Origin of the sequence: Paenibacillus sp. NPDC093718, from assembly GCF_050279985.1 — a bacterium.
GTDB lineage: Bacteria > Bacillota > Bacilli > Paenibacillales > Paenibacillaceae > Paenibacillus_AQ.
Genome location: NZ_JBNNUS010000007.1, coordinates 263,434 through 285,046, shown reverse-complemented (window position 1 = coordinate 285,046; position 21,613 = coordinate 263,434). Strand labels below are relative to the sequence as shown.

Genomic DNA, 21,613 nt, shown 5'->3' with positions numbered 1-21,613 from the left:
TCCATACCTTACATTATGCCTGGGATGAGAGCTTTCTCGGATCCTTATCTTTTTCGAAAAATAGAATTAAGGAAGGAAGCAGAATGCCTCTTACCAGGAATGTATCTAATAAAATACCAATCGAAACCATAAAACCGAACACGAAGAGATCGGCAATCGGCATGGTGGTCAGTGCAGCAAAGGTTGCCGCCAAGATCACGCCTGCCGAGGAAATGACGCCACCCGTATTGCGGATGGCCACTTCAAGAGCTTCCTTGATCTTTAATGTTTTTCTCTCTTCGAGGAAACGGGATATAAGAATAATATTATAATCGATGCCCAGCGCCACCAAGAATATAAACGCATAGACAGGAACTCGTGTACTGATGGATTCGTACCCGAATAGCATATCGACCAGGAAGATGCCCAGGCCAAGGGCGGACACGTAAGATATGAGGATGGTGGCCATCATATACATCGACATTTTTAACGAACGGGTCAAGGCAACAAGCAGCACGAGAATCAGAACCGTTTCCAGAATGATGACTTTGATAATGTCACCGTTGTTTACGGTCCGTTCATCGACTAGTTTGGCTGTCACGCCGCCGTAGTAAACATCGCCCCGAAGAGATAACTTGTTAAGAAGGGCGTCAGTCTGGCCCTGAAGCTCTTCAATAAAATCGATAGCTTCGGTGGAATAAGGATTCACCTTCAAGGCGACGCTGAGCTTTGCCGCCTTGGAATCTTCCGTGATGCCGGCCAAGCGGACGGAGTCGATTTCTTCGTAATTCTCCAGCTTTTTCAAGAATTGATCGATCTGCTCGTTGGATAGCGCGTTCTCGGATTCCAGAAGAACCGTCGAGGGTGCTAGTTCGCCTTTGTTATATTTAGATTCCACGATCTCATAACCTACACGCGAAGGCAAGTTTTCGGGGAATTTCTTGACGGTGTCGAATTCATATTTCAGGTTGAATACGTTCAAGGCGGTCATGATCATGAAGACAGCCACGATTCCACCGGTCAGCAGCGGCTTGTTCACCACGAATTTGGCTACAGGTCCCCAGAAACCGTGTTTGATTTCATTGTTCTGACCGAAGTGAGGAACCTTAGGCCAGAACGCTTTCCTTCCAAACAGGGTGAACAGGGCAGGGACAAGGGTGACGGAAGCGAGCATAATAATAAACATGGCCAAACCGAATACCGGCGCAAAATTTTGATAATCACGGAAATCCGTGAAGAACAGAATGAGCATCGCGGTGAGCACGGTGCCGCCTGCAAAAAACACAGGTTCCCCGGTAGCGCGCATGGCGAACTGCATCGCAGTATATTTGCTTTCGTATTTATTCAATTCCTCGCGGTATCGAGAGAACACAAACAGTGAGTAATCGATCACGGCGGCAAACAGCAAGATGCTCATGATAGAGGTGGTCGAGTTGTTAATTTCGAGTCCGGCTGAGCCCATCAAGGCTACGGATTGGTTGACGACCTGATATACGATAGCCGTAGCAAGCAGAGGAATGAAGGCAAGCAGCGGTGAACGGTAAATAACGATCAATAATACAAGAATAATGACAATGGTGGCAAGTAGCAGAACAAAATCCGCCTGCTCGAAGAGCTTGATCGTATCGCCGGCTATCCCGGCTGGACCTGTAATATAGAAGTCCGTACTCAAACCCCTGGCAATTTCGTTGCCAAGTCTGGAGGCTTCGTCATTGATTTCCGAATATTCGCTGTTGCCAAGACCGGCTTCCAGGCTCATGGGAACGATGACGGTAGAGTTATCCTCCGAAGTGAAACCCTTCAGGGCTTGAGGCGGCAGGGTGCCGATATCGACTATGGATTTGATTCCCTGAATCTTGGCGGATACGACTCCATTCAAAATTTGCTTTACTTCATCCAGATTTACGTTTCCTGATGCATTATGAAAAACCAGGATTCCTGGCGTTCCCTGATCATTCGGAAATGTCTTCTCCAATTTGTTCTCGGCTATGATGGACTGCGCTTCATCGGGAAGTGACTGGAAGTTGGTCGCTTTGTAATCGCCAAGCGTGGGACCCGCGCTTAAACCGACCATAACGATCAGCCAGACCAGAATTGTAATCCACATCCCTTTTTTGGTTGAGACCCAATCAGTGATGGGACTTAATAGCTTCCTCAAAGGTTTTTCCCCCTCTTTAATTTGTCGCACTTACTCTAGCACAGCTAAATAAATTTAATATAAACTCGAAAGTCCAAGCCATTCGAGCGGCAGCAAAACACCCAAGTTTAATAACATGGAATGAGTAGGATAATTGAAAAATATTAGGCATGCCATTATTGATCATCATGGTAAGATATGATCCTTTTTACAAAGAGAATCAGATATTGATAAAGAATATCAATTGTGGCGATTTACGAGTTGAACAAGATTGACTTAACATATAATGGGAAACTCAGATAATACGAAACTCAGATCTAAACCACCATAAATATAAAAATGAAGACAAATGTAAGCGCCTTAGTTATCTTATTACATAAGTGCTTTTCTATAGAAAATAAGGGTATGGAGGGGTCCAATGAAGCGAATTCCAATGATGATGCAATTGGCATTAATCCTATTTTGCATCATGGCCATTCCGATGGCAATTTTAACCTGGTATAGCAGCTCTCAGATTCTACAGAATTCAGAGCATGCCTTTGCGGAAACTTCGCTTGCAGAATTAAATGCCAATCGCGAGCTTAATGAGAATGCTTTAAACAATTTGTCCCAGAATACAGTACGCCTAGGAGGCACCGACGTCTTCGATCGAATCCGTCCTTATAAGTCTCTTGCAGAGCTAAAGACGAATTACATGAATGTAAGCAAAGCGATGGCGGTGCTCAAGGAATTGTTGAATCTGAATCAGAGCGTCGATGGGGTGTATTCATCTTTCTTTTACCTGGACGACGCGAATTACGTGATTTCTACGGACAGAGGCATAACGAGCTTGGACAGATACGAGTCCATTGACTGGCTGAACGAGGCGCTTATGGAGCAAAAAGGGATACGCGGCGTATGGTATCCGCGCAAGCTCGATTCGGGCGTTAATGTCTTATCGTTCGCTTTGCCTTTAAATCGGCTTTCAACCGCTACTCGCGGAACGATCGTTGTCAATTTGAAGGAGAGTCAAATCCAGCAGTACCTGCAATCAACGAAATCGGGTAAGCAAGGTTATTTGCTAATGAAGTCAAGGTATTTGATTCAAGTAGACAAAAATGATTCTTGGGTTCTCAGGAATATTGGGTCGGCTGCATTTTGAATCAATAATGGCGGGAGCGAATCAATATTCGGCTTTTACCTTCGGACGAACGGGGCGATATGATAAATCCAACCTCGGGGCCACCGAGCCGGGGAAATGAACCGGGAGAGATCACGCATGGAGGAGGTGAGATTTTGAAAGTCCAAGATACAGCACCAGGAAATGAAACCGCTTTAATCCCCCTCGCAGGCAAGAAGCAGGGAACTCTCTACTATCTTCGTCGGGATTGGCAGCTCTATTTTCTGCTTCTCATTCCTTTAGCGTTTGTCTTGGTCTTTAAGTACGCGCCGATGAGCGGTCTTGTGCTTGCGTTCAAGGATTACAAGATTGCCCACGGATTCTGGAGCAGCGAATGGGTCGGTCTGGAAGTGTTTAAAGACATATTCGCAAAGCCCGATTTCGCTCGCGCCATCCGCAACACGCTTTTGCTGAATGTGTCGGACCTTATATTTAGCTTTACAATGCCGATTATACTCTCTTTGCTGCTAAACGAAGTCAAGAACGCTTTCTTCAAACGCGTGAATCAGACTCTGCTTTATTTACCGCACTTTCTGTCTTGGGTCATTATCGGCGCAATCGCTTATCAATTGTTGGGTGAAGGAACCGGTATGATCAATAATCTGATCGCGAATCTGGGGGGAACACGGATCCCGTTCCTTCAAGAGAACGTCAATTGGCTAATCAGCTACATCTTTATTGGCGTATGGCAAAGTATGGGTTGGGGGACCATCATCTACCTGGCTGCAATTAGCGGCATTAACCCCGAGCTGTATGAAGCGGCGGTCGTCGATGGTGCAGGCCGGTGGCGGAAAATGTGGAACATTACTCTGCCCTCGATCCGAGTGACGATCGTGACATTGCTGATTTTGAACCTTGGCCATGTGATGGCGGGTTCCTTTGAGCGTGTCTTTGCCTTAGCGAACAAAGCAACCACGGAGTTCACCACGACCATTCCCGTTCTGGTATATCGCTGGGGAATTGAAGGCGGCAACTTCAGCCGAGCAACCGCTCTCGGGCTTTTCCAAGCTGTCGTGGGGCTTGTCCTTATCTTAATTGCTGATCGGGTTGCCAAGAAACTGGGTGAAGATGGAGTCATTTAGAAAGGAGGGAAGCGATGAAAACATTCACTAGGAGCTATGCTGTGCGCCGCACCAGGAAACTAGACATATGGGATATTCTAATACGGCTCATACTTATTGCTGCCTCACTTGCCTGCTTGCTGCCATTCGTTCATGTCGTTGCAAAATCTTTAAGTGAAGACGCCTACGTCATTGCTAACAAGGTGTTTCTCTGGCCGGCGGGGTTCACTCTGGATGCGTACGGCAAAGTTTTTGCCGATCAGAGTATTCTGAGGTCTCTTTACATATCCGTAATCATTACGGTGCTCTTCACACTGATCGGCATGATCGTCACCATTTGTGCAGCCTACCCGCTATCCCGTAAGCAGCTTAAAGGCCGTTCGTTTTTTAACTTCATCTTTATGTTTACGATGTTCTTCGGAGGCGGCATTATTCCCGAATATATGCTGATCAACAGCCTGGGGATGCTTGATACGATGTGGTCGCTTATATTACCGCTGTCCTTTAGCGCATTTAACCTGCTGATCTTAAGGACTTCGATCTCCAGCAATATTCCGGCGAGCTTGGAAGAATCGGCACGGATGGATGGAGCGGGACATTTCAGGATCCTGTTCAGCATCGTACTTCCGCTCTCCAAGCCGATTCTAGCGACATTGTCCCTTTTTTACGCAGTCGGACGATGGAACGCTTATCAGGACGCCCTATTCTATATTAAGCATAATGTCGATCTGCGGCCGCTGCAGTTGAAACTATATTACCTGGTGGTTCAGGCCAGCGAGAGCTTTCAGCTGGAGATGACGCAAGTCTCGCTCAGCAATCCTGAAGTGCTCAAGGCAGCATGTGTCGTTTTTGCAACTTTACCGATCATTTGTGTCTATCCGTTCATCCAGAAGTATTTTGTCCAGGGAGTCATGCTTGGGGCTATCAAGGAATAGCATTTCCAGATTCTTTTGCATCGATATTATGAGATTGATAAGGGGGAAATACGATGAGCAAACCGAAAATCATGTCTATGTTCATGGTTTTAATATTAATTGCCGGTCTTATAGCGGGGTGTACGGGGAACAGCACCAATGGCGAGAAGAAGCCTTCTCCATCGGATGAGGGTAACACTCCAAGCCAAAACGCGGAAGGCAGCTATCCCGATTACTCGCAAGGCTTCCCGGAAAGAGTTACACTCGAAATTCCAGTGTATGAGCGTGCGTTCGAAGGCTGGAACGTAACCGACAACTACTATACACGCTGGATTCAGAAGGAATTCGGGGACAAATACAATATCGAGGTCAAGTTTACGCCGATTGCCCGTACCAACGAAGTTACGACTTATCAGCAGCTGCTCGCAGCCGGCAAGGCACCGGATATCATTTTCCACTACGACATGCCGCAAGCGCTTGCATACTATGGAGAAGGTGTCATGCAAGAGCTGGACTGGCAAGAGATTGAGCACTATGCCCCAACTTATTGGAGCAATTTGAGCGAGACGATTCTGCAATACGGCGTCGTTGACGAAAAAAACACCTTCTTCTTCGCTGCACGTCCTGATTTCAGCAACTTTGTCAATATCATTCGCAAAGATTGGGTTGAAAAAGTAGGAATGAAAATCGAGGACTTGACTTCGCTCGAGAAGTACAATGAAATGCTCATGAAATGGAAGGAAGAAGGAATCGGCGTTGCCGGGGCCGGTTTGACACGGAACGTGTTCAACTATAGTTACGGATTCCGTGAGTGGCCGGTTGATCCGAAGACGCACGCCCTTTATTCCGATCTATCCGTTTCGGATTTTACGACACCGGTAACCGAAGCCTGGCTGCGTAACCTAAGCTATCAATACCATAACGGACTTATCGATAAGGAGTTCTATCTGCGCGACGATGATAACAAGCTCAAGGCCGAGTTTGTTGCGGGAAATACGGGCACCTACGGTTTGTACCTGACCAATAACACCGATGCGTTTGAAGCAACGCTGAAGAATAATCCGGAAGCTGAATTTGCCGTGCTTCCCCCTGGCTCCGGCGTACCGGAGGGCAATATGCCCCAAGGACGCGCTGACTGGCCGTTCGGCTTGATCATGGGAATTAACCATGAATCGACGGAAGAGGAGCGTACTGCTGTATGGATGTATCTCGAGTGGATGAGCCAAGCGGAGAACCTGATGTTCCTGCAGAACGGGGTGGAAGGAGAGAACTATACGCTCGATTCCGATGGCTTGCCGGTGAAAAAACCGGATTTCAAGGGTGAATCCGTACTCTCTCAGAACAACAACAAGGACTATTGGGCACTTGTAACGGAAGCGCCATCCTTCGCAACGCCAGAGCTAACGCTTAAAGCTAACAAAAATAACTGGACGCCTGCGGGTTATGAGCAAATTGTCGAAGACATGATTCAATATCGAAACGAGACCAAACCATACCAGACGCCGGATCCGCTGTTCACCGTAGTCCTCGAGAAGGTTACCGAGTATAAGGCGGATTTGAACAACCTCTTCCAAGAGCTGTATCTCGACATTATCCTTGCGCCAGCAGACCAGTTCGATGCGAAATACGAAGCGGCCAAGCAGAAATTCCTCGACGCCGGCTATCAAGAGATTTTGGACGAGAAGCAAAAAGCGATTGATGCAGGCCAATTCCGGTAATCACGATAACCTAAACCAAAATTCCGAGCTCCTGCCGTAAGCGGGGGCTCTAGATGATATGGAGGGCAATATGAATCTGAAACTAGATATCACTTCAGAAGATTTAAAGCAAACCGCCAAGCGTGTTGCAGATTATACGTTCGGGATGGATTTGACGTGGGACTGGCCGGGCGGTGTCGCATTCTATGGGATTAGCCGACTGTTCGAGGTGACTGGCGAGCATGCTTACCTGGAACGGATGATCGATTGGGTTGAGGAGTACTTAGAGGCGGGCATTCCGGAAGGATGGACCGTGAACACCTGTGCGATGGGGCATATGCTGCTGACCCTGTATGCACAGACGAAGGATCAAAAATATCTGGATCTCATTTTAAGCAAGATTGATTATTTGGAACATCACGCTTTGCGTTTCGGTGACCGGGTCCTTCAGCATACGGTGTCGGCTAACAATGACTTTCCGGAGCAGTGCTGGGCGGATACCCTGTTCATGGCGGCATTTTTGGAGCTTCGGGTCGGCGTGCTCCTCGGGAAGAAGGCGCTCATCGACGACGCGCTCCATCAATTCGAACGGCATATTCATTACTTGCAAGATGAGGATTCCGGGCTGTGGTACCATGGCTATAACCATGTCAAAAAGGACCATATGTCCGGCATTCATTGGGCGCGCGCCAACGCCTGGGCAGCCTATACGATGTCCCGAGCGGCAAGAGGGCTGCCGGAAGGCTATCTTTATCCTCCCATGATGCACATATGGAGCTCCTTACGCGACCAGTTGGCGGCCATAAAACGGATGCAGCATGAGGACGGTCTGTGGGGCACCGTGCTCGATTACCCGGAAGCTTACGGCGAAGTATCGGCTACAGCGGGTATTGCAGCAGCGATGGTGATGCAGGGCAATCCGCTGCACGCGAAATATGTGAGAAAAGCCTTGGCCGGCGTTCTCGCCAATATAGCGGATAACGGACGGGTTCTTAACGTGTCCGGAGGAACGGCGGTCATGAACGACATCGAAGGATATCTCGGCATTGACCGGAAATGGGCACAAGGCTGGGGACAAGGATTGGCGCTAGCGTTCCTGTCGTCGGTCGTTGAAGTTGTCGAAGCCCAAGGAGATCGCGAGCTTAGCAGACGAAGCGATCAAGTCGATTAGACCTCAGGCTACTTGCCCATCATAGAAACGGACATCGGCAATCCGTCTGGAGCATGCTGGAGGACATGAACATAGATGATTTAGAAGTCGCTAAGTTAGCGGCTTTTTTTTACTATAGCGATGTAAGTTTTGTCCTTAGCTGAGGATGCTCCACATCTCGGATTCGGACCATTACTCTATAGAACACTCGGAATGCTGGCACAGGTCGTCATATGACAACGAAGAAGTCGGAATAACGGTAGATCACAGGGATGCAAAGGAGGTAGAATGTCGTCACCAAAGAAGCATTAAGGAGAGAAGCATATTGATTTTGAGGATTATAAAATGGATGCTGTCCGTCATTGTTCTTGTTATCATAGGGGGACTTCTGCTAGTAAATTTAACGCCTGTTCCAGTTATCCATTGGCTGCGCAGCCAGCCGGAAGCAGCGCCTGCAGCACCTTCGAATTGGGCGGAGCTTGAGCAGGTGGTAGAGGTTCATAAAGACCTCACGTATCCTTCGATATTCAAATCCAACGAAATGGACCTGTACCTCCCCAAAGACCGCGCCGGCAAACTGCCTACGATCCTATGGGTTCACGGCGGCGCTTTTGTATCAGGAGATAAATCGGGCACCGCCTATTGGTGTACGATGATGGCCAGCAAAGGCTATGCGGTGGTCAGCATGAATTACGAGGTGGCTCCCGAGGCGCGATATCCGGCACCAGTCCTTCAAATGACAGAGGTCTATCAGCATCTGAAGGAGCTTAAAGTTTTCCCGTCCTTGGACTTGGACCGTCTAATTGTCGGCGGAGACTCAGCCGGCGCCCAAATTGCATCCCAATTCATCGCAATTCAGACGAATGCCGACTTGGCGCAGCGGACAGGGATTGAACAAGCGGTTCCGGAGGAATCCATACAAGCGGCGCTGCTGTATTGCGGTCCGTATAACGTCAAACAGCTGGCGAGCGTTACCGGCAGATTAGAGAAATTCTTCCTGAATCAGCTGGGGTGGGCCTATATTGGAACACGGAACTGGAAGGATGGGACCGAAGCAGAAGAGGCTTCAACAATAAACCATGTGACAAGTGATTTTCCGCCAACCTTTATAACGGACGGCAACACGGGTTCTTTTGAAAAACACGGCAAGGAATTGGAGGCGCGGCTCAAAGAGGCAAACGTGCCCGTGAAGTCATTGTTTTACCCGCTGTCCCATGGTGTCGTGCAGCACGAATATCAATTTCAGCTTAACACTAAAGAGGCCATGGAGTGCTTGGAGATGACATTAACCTTTTTGGAAGCTCATTTGCAAGAGCGGGGATAAACAAACAGTGATAAAGACTGGTGCTTCAACTTTTATCGGGAGAAGTAGTAAAATGGGGATAGCTCAATACCAGGGAGAGGAGTCTCATCATGTACAGCCATATCAAGGCAATTCCTTGGAATTCGATTCGCGTCAAGCTGGTGCTTGGCCTTTTGGGCGTGGCAATCCCTTTAATCGCCTTACTGATCTATATGAGCTATTACAGTGTGAACGTCATTCATAATCAGGTGGCGGTCTCCAATAAAAATATGATCTCCATCCAAATGAGACAGATCGATAACCAGCTCTCGGAGATCGAACGGCATTTGGTGAATCTGTCCAGATCGGAAGTCAGTGTGCTGACGATGAAAGACGCGGTGCCCGACAATACGTATATGATGGCCAAAAGCGATGTTTCCCGGAAGCTGTCCTCCGATCTTTCGGTTTATCCTTACATTGACGGACTTTTCGTATATTCTTTGCCGCGGCATGATTTTGTTGAAGCCTACAAAGGGTCGATGACCTATAACGGATTATTGAAAATGCGAGATTACCTGCAGGAAAGCAGCACGAGCCAGAACCGCTTCTACGGAATGGAGGCGAACTGGCAGCTGCAAGAGATTGAAGGGTCCTATTACGCGATCAAGGTGCTCAGGGATGACAATATCAGCGTCGGGTCCTGGGTATCCCTCAAAACCTTGATGTCGCCGATGTCGGTTCTGAACACGGGTGAAACCGGAGCTATGCTGTTCGTTGACGACCAGGGGAAGCCGCTCTATAACACGAAGCCCCTGCAGGATGAAACGTTGGATTTTACCCATGGTTTCAATAGCTATTACATGTCAGGCAAAGACAAAGACTATCTCATCGTGGGGGAGACTTCGAAGAAAGCGGACATCAGCATGGTCGCCGTCATTCCGGACAAGCTGACTCTCGAAAATCTGCCATATCTCAAAAAGACGGCTGCCTTCCTCTCTGCATTCGCTATTTTGCTGCTGCCGGTCAGCTTGTGGTTCCTCCGGAAAGTGCTGCTTCGGCCGCTGCAGAAGATCGTTCAATTAATGCGAAGAATCGGAGAAGGTAATTTCAATTTGCGAATCGAGAAAGTACCGTCCGCTCCCGAGGAGTTTCAGCTGGTGTATCGTACGTTAGATCAGATGGTGTCGCAAATTGAAAAGCTGAAGATTGACGTCTATGAAGAGCAATTGAGCAAGCAGCGGGCGGAGCTGAAGCAGCTGCAGCTCCAGATCAACCCGCATTTTTTCATGAATTCCCTGAATATTTTGTACCATTTGGCACAGGTGAAGCGATATGAATTGATCCAGGAGATGACGATTTGTCTGGTACAATACTTCAGATATATGTTCCAGAGCAATAACCAGGCTTTGGTTCTATTAAAGGATGAGCTGCAGCATACGAGAAATTATTTGCGGATTCAGCAGCTGCGGCTTCCCAATCAATTCGAAAGCGAGATTCATGTTCCGGATTATCTTCTGGAAACCCCGGTTCCTCCGCTGATGCTTCAGACGATTGTAGAAAATACGATCAAGCATGCCGTAAGGGCAGATGTACGGACGCTCCTGGTCATCGAAGCGCTCCTAGACGATCTGGCGGAAGAGCCGATCGTTTGCTTGACCGTCCGTGATACCGGAGAAGGCTTCTCGGATGAGGTACTGGAGGCGATGCGCTGCGGCGAACAAGGTGTAAACGCCGGGCGAGCGAATGTTGGCTTGTGGAATGTACGGGAACGTCTGCGTCTGCAGTATGGGAATGGGGCTGCGATGGATTGCTATAACGACGATCCACACGGGGCGGTCGTCGAACTCTTCATTCCGTTAAGCCCAAGACAGGATGGAAAGGAGGACGCCTATGCGTCATGTACTGATCGTGGATGATGAGGTCATTGCCGTAGAGGGACTGAAATATGGTGTGGAGTGGGGCCGGCTAGGTGTTTCCGCTATATTTACCGCGCATAGCGCCAGCCAGGCGATGGAGATCATCCGTCGAGAGCGCGTGGATCTTCTGTTATGCGATATTGAAATGCCGCATGGGTCCGGCTTGGATCTATTGGAATGGGTACGGGGATATCATCCGGATATCGTTGCGATTTTCCTTACCTGTCATGCCGACTTTCACTATGCCAAGCAGGCCATTCAACTTGGCAGCTTCGATTATTTACTGAAACCTGTCCCTTTTGCCGATCTTGAATCCGTTGTACGGAAAGCGATCGAGAAGCTCGAACAGGAGCGCGAGCAATCGGAGTTCAGTCAATATGGGAAGTTTTGGATGCAGCATCAGCCCCTGTTGGTTGAACGATTCTGGCTGGATATCCTGAATCAAACAATCCCAAGCCGCTCCGCTGCAATCAAGGAGCAGGCAGAGAATCGCAATATTCCGTATTCGGAGGATATGATCTTTACCCCGATACTGATTCAAGTTCGGAGATGGTATAAGGAAGTCACGCTGCGGGATGAGAAAATCATTGAATACGCGATACGTAAATCCGCCGAGGAGCTCATCCAAGAGAGGACCGAGCATGGCATGCTGGTGCCGGTGGAGAAAGGGCGCTGGCTCGCCTTGATCAACAAGGATCCGGCATCGGTGGATGACGAGGCATACAAGGATATGTGCGAGAGATACATCGATGCTTGCAGGAAATATTTCTATGCGGGCGTCGCCTGTTATATCGGGGAGCCGGGTCACGGACATGAAGTCCCTTCGATGTATATTCAATTGGATCGGATGAATGAAATGAATGTGGCTTATGATCAACACGTCTTTTTGTTGAAGGATGAGAAGCCGTCGGCTGCTCTCCAGCAAATGCTTCCGGATATGAGCATGTGGGCGATACTGTTAAAGGAGGGCGCGAGCGGACAGGTACTGAAGGAGGCGGAGGTTTACATCAGATCTCAGATCGAAGGTAACTCGCTCACCTCGGATTTACTGAATCAATTCATTCAGGATTTTCAGCAAATGCTCTATTATGTGCTTCATCTGAAAGGGATCCAGGCGCATCAGCCTCTCAGGGACAGCCGTTCCTTGGAGTTATATGCCAGATCGGTGCGATCGGCAACGGATGCGCTGGACTGGATTCGTCATATCGTTCAAAGGGCGATGGATTTTGCGTCTTCAGTGGAGCATTCGCCAAGTGTAGTAGAGCAAGTGAAAGCTTATATCCGCGAGCATCTGTCCGAGGATTTGTCGCGGGAGGATATCGCGAGTCATGTGTTTTTGAATCCGGATTATTTGACCCGAATCTTCAAAAAAGGGACAGGTATGTCGATCTCGGACTACTTGCTCCAGCAGCGATTGAGCATGGCGGCCGGGCTGCTCGCAAATACCGAGCTGTCTGTCAGTTCGATTGCAACGCGAATCGGCTACGCCAACTTCTCACACTTTTCCCGCATGTTCAAAAAATATATGAATATGAGTCCGGTCGAGTACCGGCAAGAGCATGCCGGCATCACCAGCTCCGGGGAAAGTCGGTAAAGTGACAGTGAAAAGTCGTTATAAGAGCAGTGCACAATCACGTCCCCTCTTACAATATAGCTAGAAACACATCAATCACAAAGGCGGGGGAACAGATGAAAAAATCATTCGCACGACTATCCACGATGCTCTTGAGCGCCGTCATACTATTGTCGGCCTGCGGAGGAGGGAAAGCAGCCGACCAAGACAATGAGCCGGCAGGTGAACAAAAAGCCCTCACGGAGCTGACGGTCGTGCTTCCGGTGGCAGGCTCCATTCCGAAAGATATACAGCAAGTGGAGGACGCCATCAACAAGATCGCGGCCGAGAAAATACAGGCCAAGGTCAAATTTGAGCATATTTCTGTCGGAGACTGGGAGCAGCAGACGAATCTGATGTTTGCAAGCGGCGAGAAAATGGATCTGCTGTACTTATCCGGTTATAACTTCAGCAACATCGTTGCGAAAGGTCAGCTGAAGCCTCTGGATCAATTGCTTGAGCAGCATGGTCAGGGGATCGCCGATGCCTTGGGAAAAGATTATTTGCAAGCTACGCGCATCGGCGGAGAGATATACGGAACGCCGACGGTGCGGGATTTGGCGGCCAGCTATGGGCTGACCATGAGCAAAGAGTTGGTGGATAAATACAAGATCGATGTTGCCTCGATCAAGACGCTCGATGACGTGGAAGCCGTGCTGCGGAAGGTAAAGGAAGGAGAGGGTCCTACCATGACACCGCTGGTTACCGGTGCTGCGGGGCAATCCTTCCGAGAAAATTATGTCAACTATGATAGTCTGAACGACACGATCGGTGTTCTTCCGAGCTATGACAATGGGCTTAAGATTGTCAATTATTACGAAACGAAGGAATATGCCGACTTTGTCAACAAGATTCGCGGTTGGTATCAGGATGGGCTGATTCCACAGGATATGGCCACAACGCAGGCAACGCGGTTTGACATGATCAAAGCTGGCAAAGCCTTTGCCTATATGGCTATGCAAAAACCCGGCTTTGCGGAGAGCGAGAAGAAGCTGTCCGGGCTCGAGTTGGTCACTGCAGAGCTCGTACCTCCTGTAGCTACGACGAGCACGGTAACGGGCGCGATGTGGGGCATTCCGGTCAATTCCGAAACCCCTGAGAAAGCGATGGAATTTTTGAATCTGATGTACACCGACAAGGATATTGTGAACCTGTATGACTGGGGGATCGAAGGCACCCATTATGTAAAGGTGGACGGCTTCGACAATGTGATCGATTATCCGGAGGGTGTTGATTACAACTCGGTAGGTTATAAAATGCCGCTTGGCTGGCTGTTCGGGAATCAGTTCCTGTCTTATGTCATGAATGGCGACGATCCGGAAATTTGGTCCAAGATGGATGAATTCAACAAGAGCTCCAAGCGCTCGAAAGCCATGGGCTTCCTGTTTGACGCTTCTCCGGTGAAGACCGAGTATGCAGCCGTAAGCAACGTCATTACGCAATATAAAATGCCGCTGGAGACAGGAAGTGTAGACCCGGAACAGATTTTGCCGGAGTTCATCTCCAAATTGAAATCGGCCGGAATCGATAAGATTATTGCGGAGAAACAGAAGCAATTGGATGAATGGGCTAAAACCAACGGCGTGAAGTAAAACATCATGTGAACGGTCACGGGATACTCCGTGGCCGTTTCCATTGTGAAAAAAGAAGAGAAATCATAAAGCTCATCGAAAAACGTGAAGCATGAGCAGCAGGTCGCACAGGGTTGATCCTTGGCGGGCTGCTTTTTTTTATGTGCGGAAGGAGCGTTTCCGACAGATTGTGAACCTTCATTACAAACTGACCTGGCACTCTGTTCGGCTTAACAGCCGCTGAAGTCGGGAAAGCACAAATGTGAAGTCGTCAAAGCGGTAGTGGCCCGTGTGCTTGCTCTTTAAAATGAAGATATAGATTCGGCTATAAAGCCGCAAAAGGGGGGAAGTGCGGTGACAAGTACAACACGCCGCAAGGGACGGAGATCCCTTCGGAAGTACGTTCCGCTATACATCATGATGTTGCCGGGGCTTATCTACCTGCTCATCAACAATTATTTGCCGCTGTTCGGTCTAAGCATCGCTTTTAAGGACGTGAACTACAGCAAAGGGATATGGGACAGTGACTGGATCGGCTTCAAAAACTTTGAGTATCTGTTCAAAACGGATGATGCATTTATCATTACGCGTAACACGATTCTTTACAATGCTGCGTTTATCGTTCTAGGCTTGATCGTTTCGGTTGGTGTCGCCATATTGCTGAACGAGATCCGCAACAAAGTGGCATCACGTTTTTATCAAAGCGTCATTATCCTGCCGTTTCTTATCTCCATCATTATCGTCAGCTACCTGGTTTACGCCATGTTCAGCGTGAATACGGGAATGGTGAACAAGACGCTGCTCCCGGTACTTGGGCTGGATCCTATCTCATGGTATACGGAGCCGAAATATTGGCCCTTCATTCTGACGGTCGTGCATATTTGGAAGGCGGCGGGGTATTCCTGCATCGTTTATTTGGCAGCCATCATCGGCATCGATCCCGAGTACTACGAGGCTGCAAAGCTGGACGGAGCCTCCAAATGGATGCAGATCCGCAAGATTACGCTTCCGATGATTACGCCGGTGATCACCATTTTGACACTGCTCGGTATAGGGCGCATCTTCTATTCCGATTTCGGATTGTTCTACCAGGTGCCGATGGATTCCGGCGCTCTATTCTCGACAACCAATGTTATAGACACTTACGTATTCCGCGGGTTGATGCAGCTCGGTGATATCGGCATGTCCTCGGCGGCAGGATTCTATCAGTCGCTGGTCGGATTCGTTCTCGTGCTGGTCTCCAACTATGTCGTCCGGAAAATTGATAAAAACAATGCTTTGTTCTAAGGAGCGATCCATATGAAAAACGAATCCCGCGGTCTGCAATGGGCAGCGCACATCATCATGATTGTTTTTTCCCTGGCGTGTATTCTTCCGTTCATCCTGCTGTTTATCTCATCGATCACCGACGATCACACGATTGCCGTGGAGGGCTATTCCTTCTTCCCCTCCAAGTTCAGCCTGGGCGCATATGAATATCTATGGAGAGAATCGGCGCAGATCTTCCATGCATACGGGATCACGATCCTGATCACGGTGATCGGCACGAGCGCAAGCCTTGTCATGACTTCACTGCTGGCCTATCCGCTATCCCGTAAGGATCTTCCCGGCGGTGTCGTGCTGTCGTTCATCGTGTTCTTCACGCTGCTGTTTAACGGGGGATTGGTTCCGACCTATCTGGTCTATACACAGCTGTTCGATTTGAAAAACACGCTGCTTGCCCTGCTGATCCCCTGGCTGCTCATGAATGGCTTCAATGTGCTGCTGATGCGGACGTTCTTCGCCACCACGATCCCTGCGGCAGTCCTAGAATCGGCAAGCATGGACGGAGCCGGTGAGTTCAGGATGTATTACAAAATCATTCTTCCGCTGTCGCTTCCGATCATGGCAACGGTCGGGATGTTTCAGGGGCTGGCATACTGGAACGATTGGAATAACGGGTTGGTGTTCGTAACGGAACCGGAGCTGTTCAGCCTGCAGAATCTTTTGAACCGGATTATGAGCGACATCCAGTATTTAACCCGTAACAGCAGCATGAATTCAGGGAATGCGCTGGAGCAGCTGCCGAGTGAGACTTTCCGGATGGCGGTGGCCGTCATAGGCGTGCTGCCGATCCTCGTCGCCTATCCGTTCTTCCAGAAATACTTTGTTAAAGGTATGACCATTGGTGCGGTAAAGGGCTAAACCAGAACGTATAGAACGTATAAAACAAGATGACCAAGGACAGGAGTGAAGCAGATATGATAGGCATTTGGCATTCAATTATTGATCAGCCGAGAATGAAAATACAGTTTAAAATCAGCCAAAAAGCAGGCTACACCCTCGATGCCGTCATGGAGCCCCTTCCGGTTCCGCTATCCTTCCCCGACGTTACGGTGCAGGGCAACCAACTACGGGGATTGGGCAAAGTGTTTTGGAAGCCGGATGAGGATCTTTCCCTACAGCTGTCGTTCGTCGGGGATTCGTTCACGGGCGAGCTTCGCATCCCTTCGTTCGGGAGCTTTCCCCTTCACGGTAAAAGAGGGCGGGGGCCCTATCTTGCACAATCCTTGCTGGAGGAAGCAGCGGCGTACCGAAAAAGCGGGATTCGGGAGCGGACGGACGAAGAAATCGCAGTGGCCGTTGAAGCTTTGCTTGCGGACATGTCGCTGGAGGAGAAGGTTGGTCAAATGTGTCAATGCCAGGCCTCCAATTTCTCCTTCGGGAATGCGGTGGAATCCGACCCGCCGGAGAAGCTGATTGCCGAGGGAAGAGCAGGATCGGTACTGGGAGCCTTCGACATTACAAGAGTATTTGAATTGCAGAGAATAGCCGTCGAGCAATCGCCGCACGGTATTCCGCTGCTGTTTCACGCGGACGTCATCCACGGCTCGCAGACCATTTTCCCAATCCCGCTGGCATGGTCCTGCAGCTGGGACATGGAAGCGATCCAAGAAGCGTGCGCGATTGCCGCTAAGGAGGCCGGTGCTTCCGGAACGATATTCAATCATGGCCCGATGATCGACATTACCCGTGACGCCCGCTGGGGCAGGGTATCGGAAGGGGCGGGCGAGGATCCGTATTTGGGGGCGTTAATTGCCAAAGCTCAAGTTGCGGGGTACCAAGGAGAGTCTCTGCATAGCGAAGAGACGCTGGTCGCCTGCCTGAAGCATTTCATTGCCTACGGGGCAGCGGAAGCCGGCAGAGATTATAACAGTGTGGACATCTCGGAGGGCACGCTTCGAAACGTATACCTTCCGCCGTTTAAGGCTGCTCTGGAAGCGGGAGCCGGCTCGGTGATGAACGCCTTTAATATTTATCAGGGAGTCCCGGTCGCGGCTAATACGTTCGTACTGAAAGAGCTGCTTCGGGAAGAGCTGGGATTTGACGGAATCCTGATTTCCGATTACGGCTCGGTCGACGAAATTCGGGTTCATGGACACGCGAAGGACACGAAGGAGGCTGCGCACAAAGCCGTTCACGCCACGATGGATATAGAAATGGTGACTCGCGCTTTCGATCATCTGCCTGCACTTGTCAGTGAAGGTAAGGTAACTGAGCAGCAGCTCGATGATGCCGTTCGCCGCATTTTATACGTGAAGTACAAAACCGGTTTAATGGACGATCCATATCGATACATTCGCCCTGAGAAAGAAATCGAATATCACTTTAACGAAGCGCATCTGCAGGCAAGTCTGGAGTTGGCCCGCAAATCGATGGTTCTGCTCAAAAATGAAGGCGTGCTCCCGCTTGCCAAGGAAGCCGGCAAGATCGCGCTGATTGGTCCATTTGCCGATAGTAAGGACCTGCTCGGACCGTGGCAGTTCTCCCGCTATGGCCATGAAACCGTGACCCTGTATGAAGGAATGCTGGAGAAAGACATCCCTGCGGAGCGAATCTTGTACGCTCAAGGATGCGGCGTGAATGAAGCGATTGACGGTGGAATCGAGGCGGCGGTCATGCAGGTCCGTGAGGCGGATATCGTTATTCTGGCGCTCGGCGAGAGCAGCGAGATGTCGGGTGAAGCGGCTTCCCGTATGGATATCGTCATGCCCGAGGCGCAGCAGCGGCTGGCGGAAGCCGTCATCGAGGAAGGCAAACCGACGGTTCTTGTTCTCACGAACGGACGTCCGCTGGTCCTGGACTGGTATGACCGGCATGTCGATGCCATTCTGGAAACCTGGTTCCTAGGCTCACAGGCAGGTCACGCCATCTCAGACGTGTTGACAGGAGATTACAATCCGTCAGGGAAGCTGACGATGAGCTTTCCTGCCCGCATCGGGCAGGTGCCGGTATACTACAACAGCTTTAACACCGGTAGACCGGTAACTGATACGAATGGAAAGGATAAATTCATATCCAAATACTTGGATGGCCCGAATGACCCGTTATATCCTTTCGGACATGGGCTGAGTTATACGAGTTTTGAGTACTCGGGGATCGTTCTGGACCGCTGTGAGATGACGACGGACGATACGATTACGGTATCGCTGAAGGTGACGAATACAGGCGTTGTTTCCGGCGAGGAAATTGTCCAGATGTACATTCAAGACTGCTGCGGTAGTATTGTGAGGCCGGTTAAGGAGCTGAAGGGCTTTCAGAAAGTATGGTTGGCACCCGGAGAGAGCAGGAAGATTGCGTTTAAGATTACTGGCGAGGAATTGACGTTCTGGTCGCCGGCATCCGGCTACACGGCTGAGCCAGGTACATTCAAGGTTTATATCGGATCCAGCAGCCGTGAGGCATCCGATGGCATGGAGTTTGAATTGCTTGATTGATTGAGTCAATAAAGAGGAGGAACGACAATGAGTGAGCATCGGGATTTGAAAGCATTGATTTCGCAGATGACCTTGGAGGAGAAGGCGAGTCTTTGCTCGGGCCTGGATAACTGGCATACGAAAGGGGTGGAGAGACTGGGGATTCCATCCGTCATGGTGACGGACGGACCGCACGGGCTGCGTAAGCAGCGGGCATCGTCCGACCATCTGGGCTTGTTCGACAGCGTGCCTGCAACATGCTTTCCGTCGGCAGCAGGCGTAGCGAGCTCATGGAATCGTGAATTGATCTACCGGATGGGCGAAGCGCTGGGTAGAGAATGCCAAGCGGAAAATGTAGCCGTATTGCTGGGGCCGGGAGCCAATATCAAGCGTTCCCCATTATGCGGGCGCAACTTTGAGTATTTCTCGGAAGATCCTTATTTATCGACCGAAATGGCGACCTATCATATCCAAGGGGTACAGAGTCAGGGGGTAGGGACCTCGCTCAAGCATTTCGCGGCCAACAACCAGGAGCATCGGCGAATGACGTCGGACTCGGTGGTCGACGAGCGGACGCTGCGTGAAATTTACTTGGCCAGCTTTGAAGGCGCCGTCAAGCAAGCACAACCGTGGACGGTTATGTGTGCCTACAATAAAGTGAACGGGGAATTTGCTTCCGAGAACGAAACCCTGTTAACCGATATTTTGAAAAACGAATGGGGCCATGAAGGCTTTGTGATTTCAGACTGGGGAGCAGTCAATGAGCGTGCGAAGGCGCTTGCGGCAGGCATGGAGCTGGAGATGCCGACGAGCCACGGCGAGGGGGATGCGAAAATTGTGGAGGCCGTCCGAAGCGGTCAGCTGCCCGAGGCGAAGCTGGACGCCGCGATCGAGCGTCTACTTACCGTCATATTCAGAGCCGTTGATCAGCGGAAGCCGGACGCGGCCTTCGATCAGACGGAGCATCACCGTTTGGCGCGCGAGGTGGCTCACGAGAGTATGGTGCTGCTTAAAAATGAAGGCGGGATGCTCCCGCTTGCTCGAAGCGGCCGTATCGCCGTGATCGGTGCATTAGCTAAAGAGCCGCGCTATCAGGGCAGCGGCAGCTCCAAGATTCGTCCAACCCGGCTGGACGATATATTGGAGGAAATGGAGGCCTCAGCCGGCGATGCGAAGATCCATTACGCGCCCGGCTATAATCTGAACGAAGAGGGCAGCGACCAGCTGCTGCTTCAGGAAGCATTGGCCCTCGCATCCGAGTCTTCCGTTGCCATTGTGTTTGCCGGGCTGCCGAACCGCTATGAATCGGAAGGCTTCGACCGGAAGCATCTGCGGATTCCGCCGAATCAGATAACTCTGATCGAAGCGATAGCAAAGGTGCAGCCGAATATGGCTGTCGTACTCAGCAACGGCGCACCGGTGGAGATGCCTTGGCTTGGAGAAGCCAAGGCCGTGCTGGAAGCGTATCTGGGCGGTCAGGCGCTTGGCGGAGCAATCGCCGACATTCTGTTCGGTGACGCGAATCCGTCCGGGAAGCTGGCCGAGACGTTCCCGGTTAAGCTGAGCGACAATCCCTCGTACTTGTTTTTTCCCGGGGAAGGCGACCGTGTCGAATACCGCGAAGGTTTGTTTGTCGGGTACCGCTATTATGACTCGAAAAAACTGGCTCCCCTGTTTCCGTTCGGGCATGGGCTGAGCTATACCACATTTGAGTACTCTAATCTTACGGTGGATAAGAAGCGGCTAAAGGATACGGAGAAGCTCATTGTTTCCGTAAACGTAAAGAATACAGGGGCTCGACCAGGTAAGGAGATCGTGCAGCTCTATGTTCATGATATGGAGAGGAGCGTCATTCGGCCGGATCAGGAGCTGAAGGGTTTTGACAAGGTGGAATTAGCATCGGGGGAAGACAAGACCATTACGTTCGAGCTGGATCACAGAAGCTTCGCCTACTATGACGTTGAGCTGAAGGACTGGGTCGTGGAGAGCGGCGAATTTGAAATTCGAATCGGCAAGTCCTCCCGGGACATCGCGCTTACGGAGATCGTTGAGGTGCAGTCCACAACCGTGCGGGAGATCGTTTTCCATCGCAACTCCACCGTTTCGGATTTGAAAATGACCGTCAAAGGCGCGGCTTTTGTAGAGGATTTTATCGGCAAGCTCCCGTTTGCATCAGCGATTGAAGACAGCTCCCATGCGGAAATGTTCAGGGCATTTCTGGACGCCATGCCATTGCGCGGCTTGCTGTCGTTCAGCGGGGGCAAAACGACAGAGAAGCAGCTGAGTGACCTTATTGACTTTTTGAATAGCTGACTTGAATGACTTGCTAAAAACAGCTGATTCAAACAATACCACAACCATAATATGAAAATATTATTCACGTGTCGGATCAGGGAGAG

14 protein-coding genes are annotated in these 21,613 nt (G+C 50.2%); 13 read left to right on the top strand and 1 reads right to left on the bottom strand.

Annotated elements, in window-relative coordinates; all coding sequences use genetic code 11:
* Positions 1–13 precede the first annotated feature (13 nt).
* Positions 14–2,137 (bottom strand): MMPL family transporter, encoded by a 2,124-nt coding sequence (locus ACQKPA_RS21950; RefSeq protein ID WP_427494629.1) that lies wholly within the window; start codon positions 2,135–2,137, stop codon positions 14–16.
* Between the two features lie 397 nt (positions 2,138–2,534).
* On the opposite strand from ACQKPA_RS21950, the gene ACQKPA_RS21945 reads away from it, so the two are divergent.
* The 13 genes from ACQKPA_RS21945 (at position 2,535) to ACQKPA_RS21885 (ending at position 21,527) form a co-directional block, all read left to right on the top strand.
* Positions 2,535–3,257: a cache domain-containing protein gene (locus ACQKPA_RS21945; RefSeq protein ID WP_427494628.1), complete on the top strand. Its 723-nt coding sequence runs from the start codon at positions 2,535–2,537 to the stop codon at positions 3,255–3,257.
* Between the two features lie 134 nt (positions 3,258–3,391).
* Complete coding sequence (locus tag ACQKPA_RS21940; RefSeq protein ID WP_427494627.1) at positions 3,392–4,357, top strand: ABC transporter permease; 966 nt, start codon at positions 3,392–3,394, stop codon at positions 4,355–4,357.
* A 14-nt stretch (positions 4,358–4,371) separates the two neighbouring features.
* Positions 4,372–5,271 (top strand): carbohydrate ABC transporter permease, encoded by a 900-nt coding sequence (locus ACQKPA_RS21935; protein ID WP_071220825.1) that lies wholly within the window; start codon positions 4,372–4,374, stop codon positions 5,269–5,271.
* A gap of 53 nt (positions 5,272–5,324) precedes the next feature.
* On the top strand, positions 5,325–6,968 hold the full coding sequence (locus tag ACQKPA_RS21930; RefSeq protein ID WP_427494626.1) for an extracellular solute-binding protein: 1,644 nt from the start codon (positions 5,325–5,327) through the stop codon (positions 6,966–6,968).
* Positions 6,969–7,038: 70 nt separating this feature from the next.
* The gene (locus ACQKPA_RS21925) at positions 7,039–8,118 is read left to right on the top strand and encodes a glycoside hydrolase family 88/105 protein (protein ID WP_427494625.1); all 1,080 of its coding nucleotides are present in this window, start codon (positions 7,039–7,041) and stop codon (positions 8,116–8,118) included.
* 304 nt (positions 8,119–8,422) lie between these two features.
* Positions 8,423–9,421, top strand: a complete 999-nt coding sequence (locus ACQKPA_RS21920) for an alpha/beta hydrolase (protein WP_427494624.1) — start codon at positions 8,423–8,425, stop codon at positions 9,419–9,421.
* 89 nt (positions 9,422–9,510) lie between these two features.
* Positions 9,511–11,295, top strand: a complete 1,785-nt coding sequence (locus ACQKPA_RS21915; protein ID WP_427494623.1) for a sensor histidine kinase — start codon at positions 9,511–9,513, stop codon at positions 11,293–11,295.
* Complete coding sequence (locus ACQKPA_RS21910; RefSeq protein ID WP_427494622.1) at positions 11,270–12,889, top strand: response regulator; 1,620 nt, start codon at positions 11,270–11,272, stop codon at positions 12,887–12,889. Before ACQKPA_RS21915 ends, ACQKPA_RS21910 begins: the two co-directional genes overlap by 26 nt.
* Positions 12,890–12,984: 95 nt before the next feature.
* The gene (locus ACQKPA_RS21905) at positions 12,985–14,499 is read left to right on the top strand and encodes an ABC transporter substrate-binding protein (RefSeq protein WP_427494621.1); all 1,515 of its coding nucleotides are present in this window, start codon (positions 12,985–12,987) and stop codon (positions 14,497–14,499) included.
* 396 nt (positions 14,500–14,895) lie between these two features.
* Positions 14,896–15,765, top strand: coding sequence for an ABC transporter permease (locus ACQKPA_RS21900; protein ID WP_427494795.1), 870 nt, complete (start codon positions 14,896–14,898; stop codon positions 15,763–15,765).
* 12 nt (positions 15,766–15,777) lie between these two features.
* The gene (locus ACQKPA_RS21895) at positions 15,778–16,662 is read left to right on the top strand and encodes a carbohydrate ABC transporter permease (RefSeq protein WP_427494619.1); all 885 of its coding nucleotides are present in this window, start codon (positions 15,778–15,780) and stop codon (positions 16,660–16,662) included.
* A 56-nt stretch (positions 16,663–16,718) separates the two neighbouring features.
* Entirely contained in the window at positions 16,719–19,235 is a 2,517-nt protein-coding gene (locus ACQKPA_RS21890) for a glycoside hydrolase family 3 N-terminal domain-containing protein (protein ID WP_427494618.1), read from the top strand.
* Between the two features lie 27 nt (positions 19,236–19,262).
* Positions 19,263–21,527: a beta-glucosidase family protein gene (locus tag ACQKPA_RS21885; protein WP_427494617.1), complete on the top strand. Its 2,265-nt coding sequence runs from the start codon at positions 19,263–19,265 to the stop codon at positions 21,525–21,527.
* The last annotated feature ends 86 nt before the right edge of the window (positions 21,528–21,613 follow it).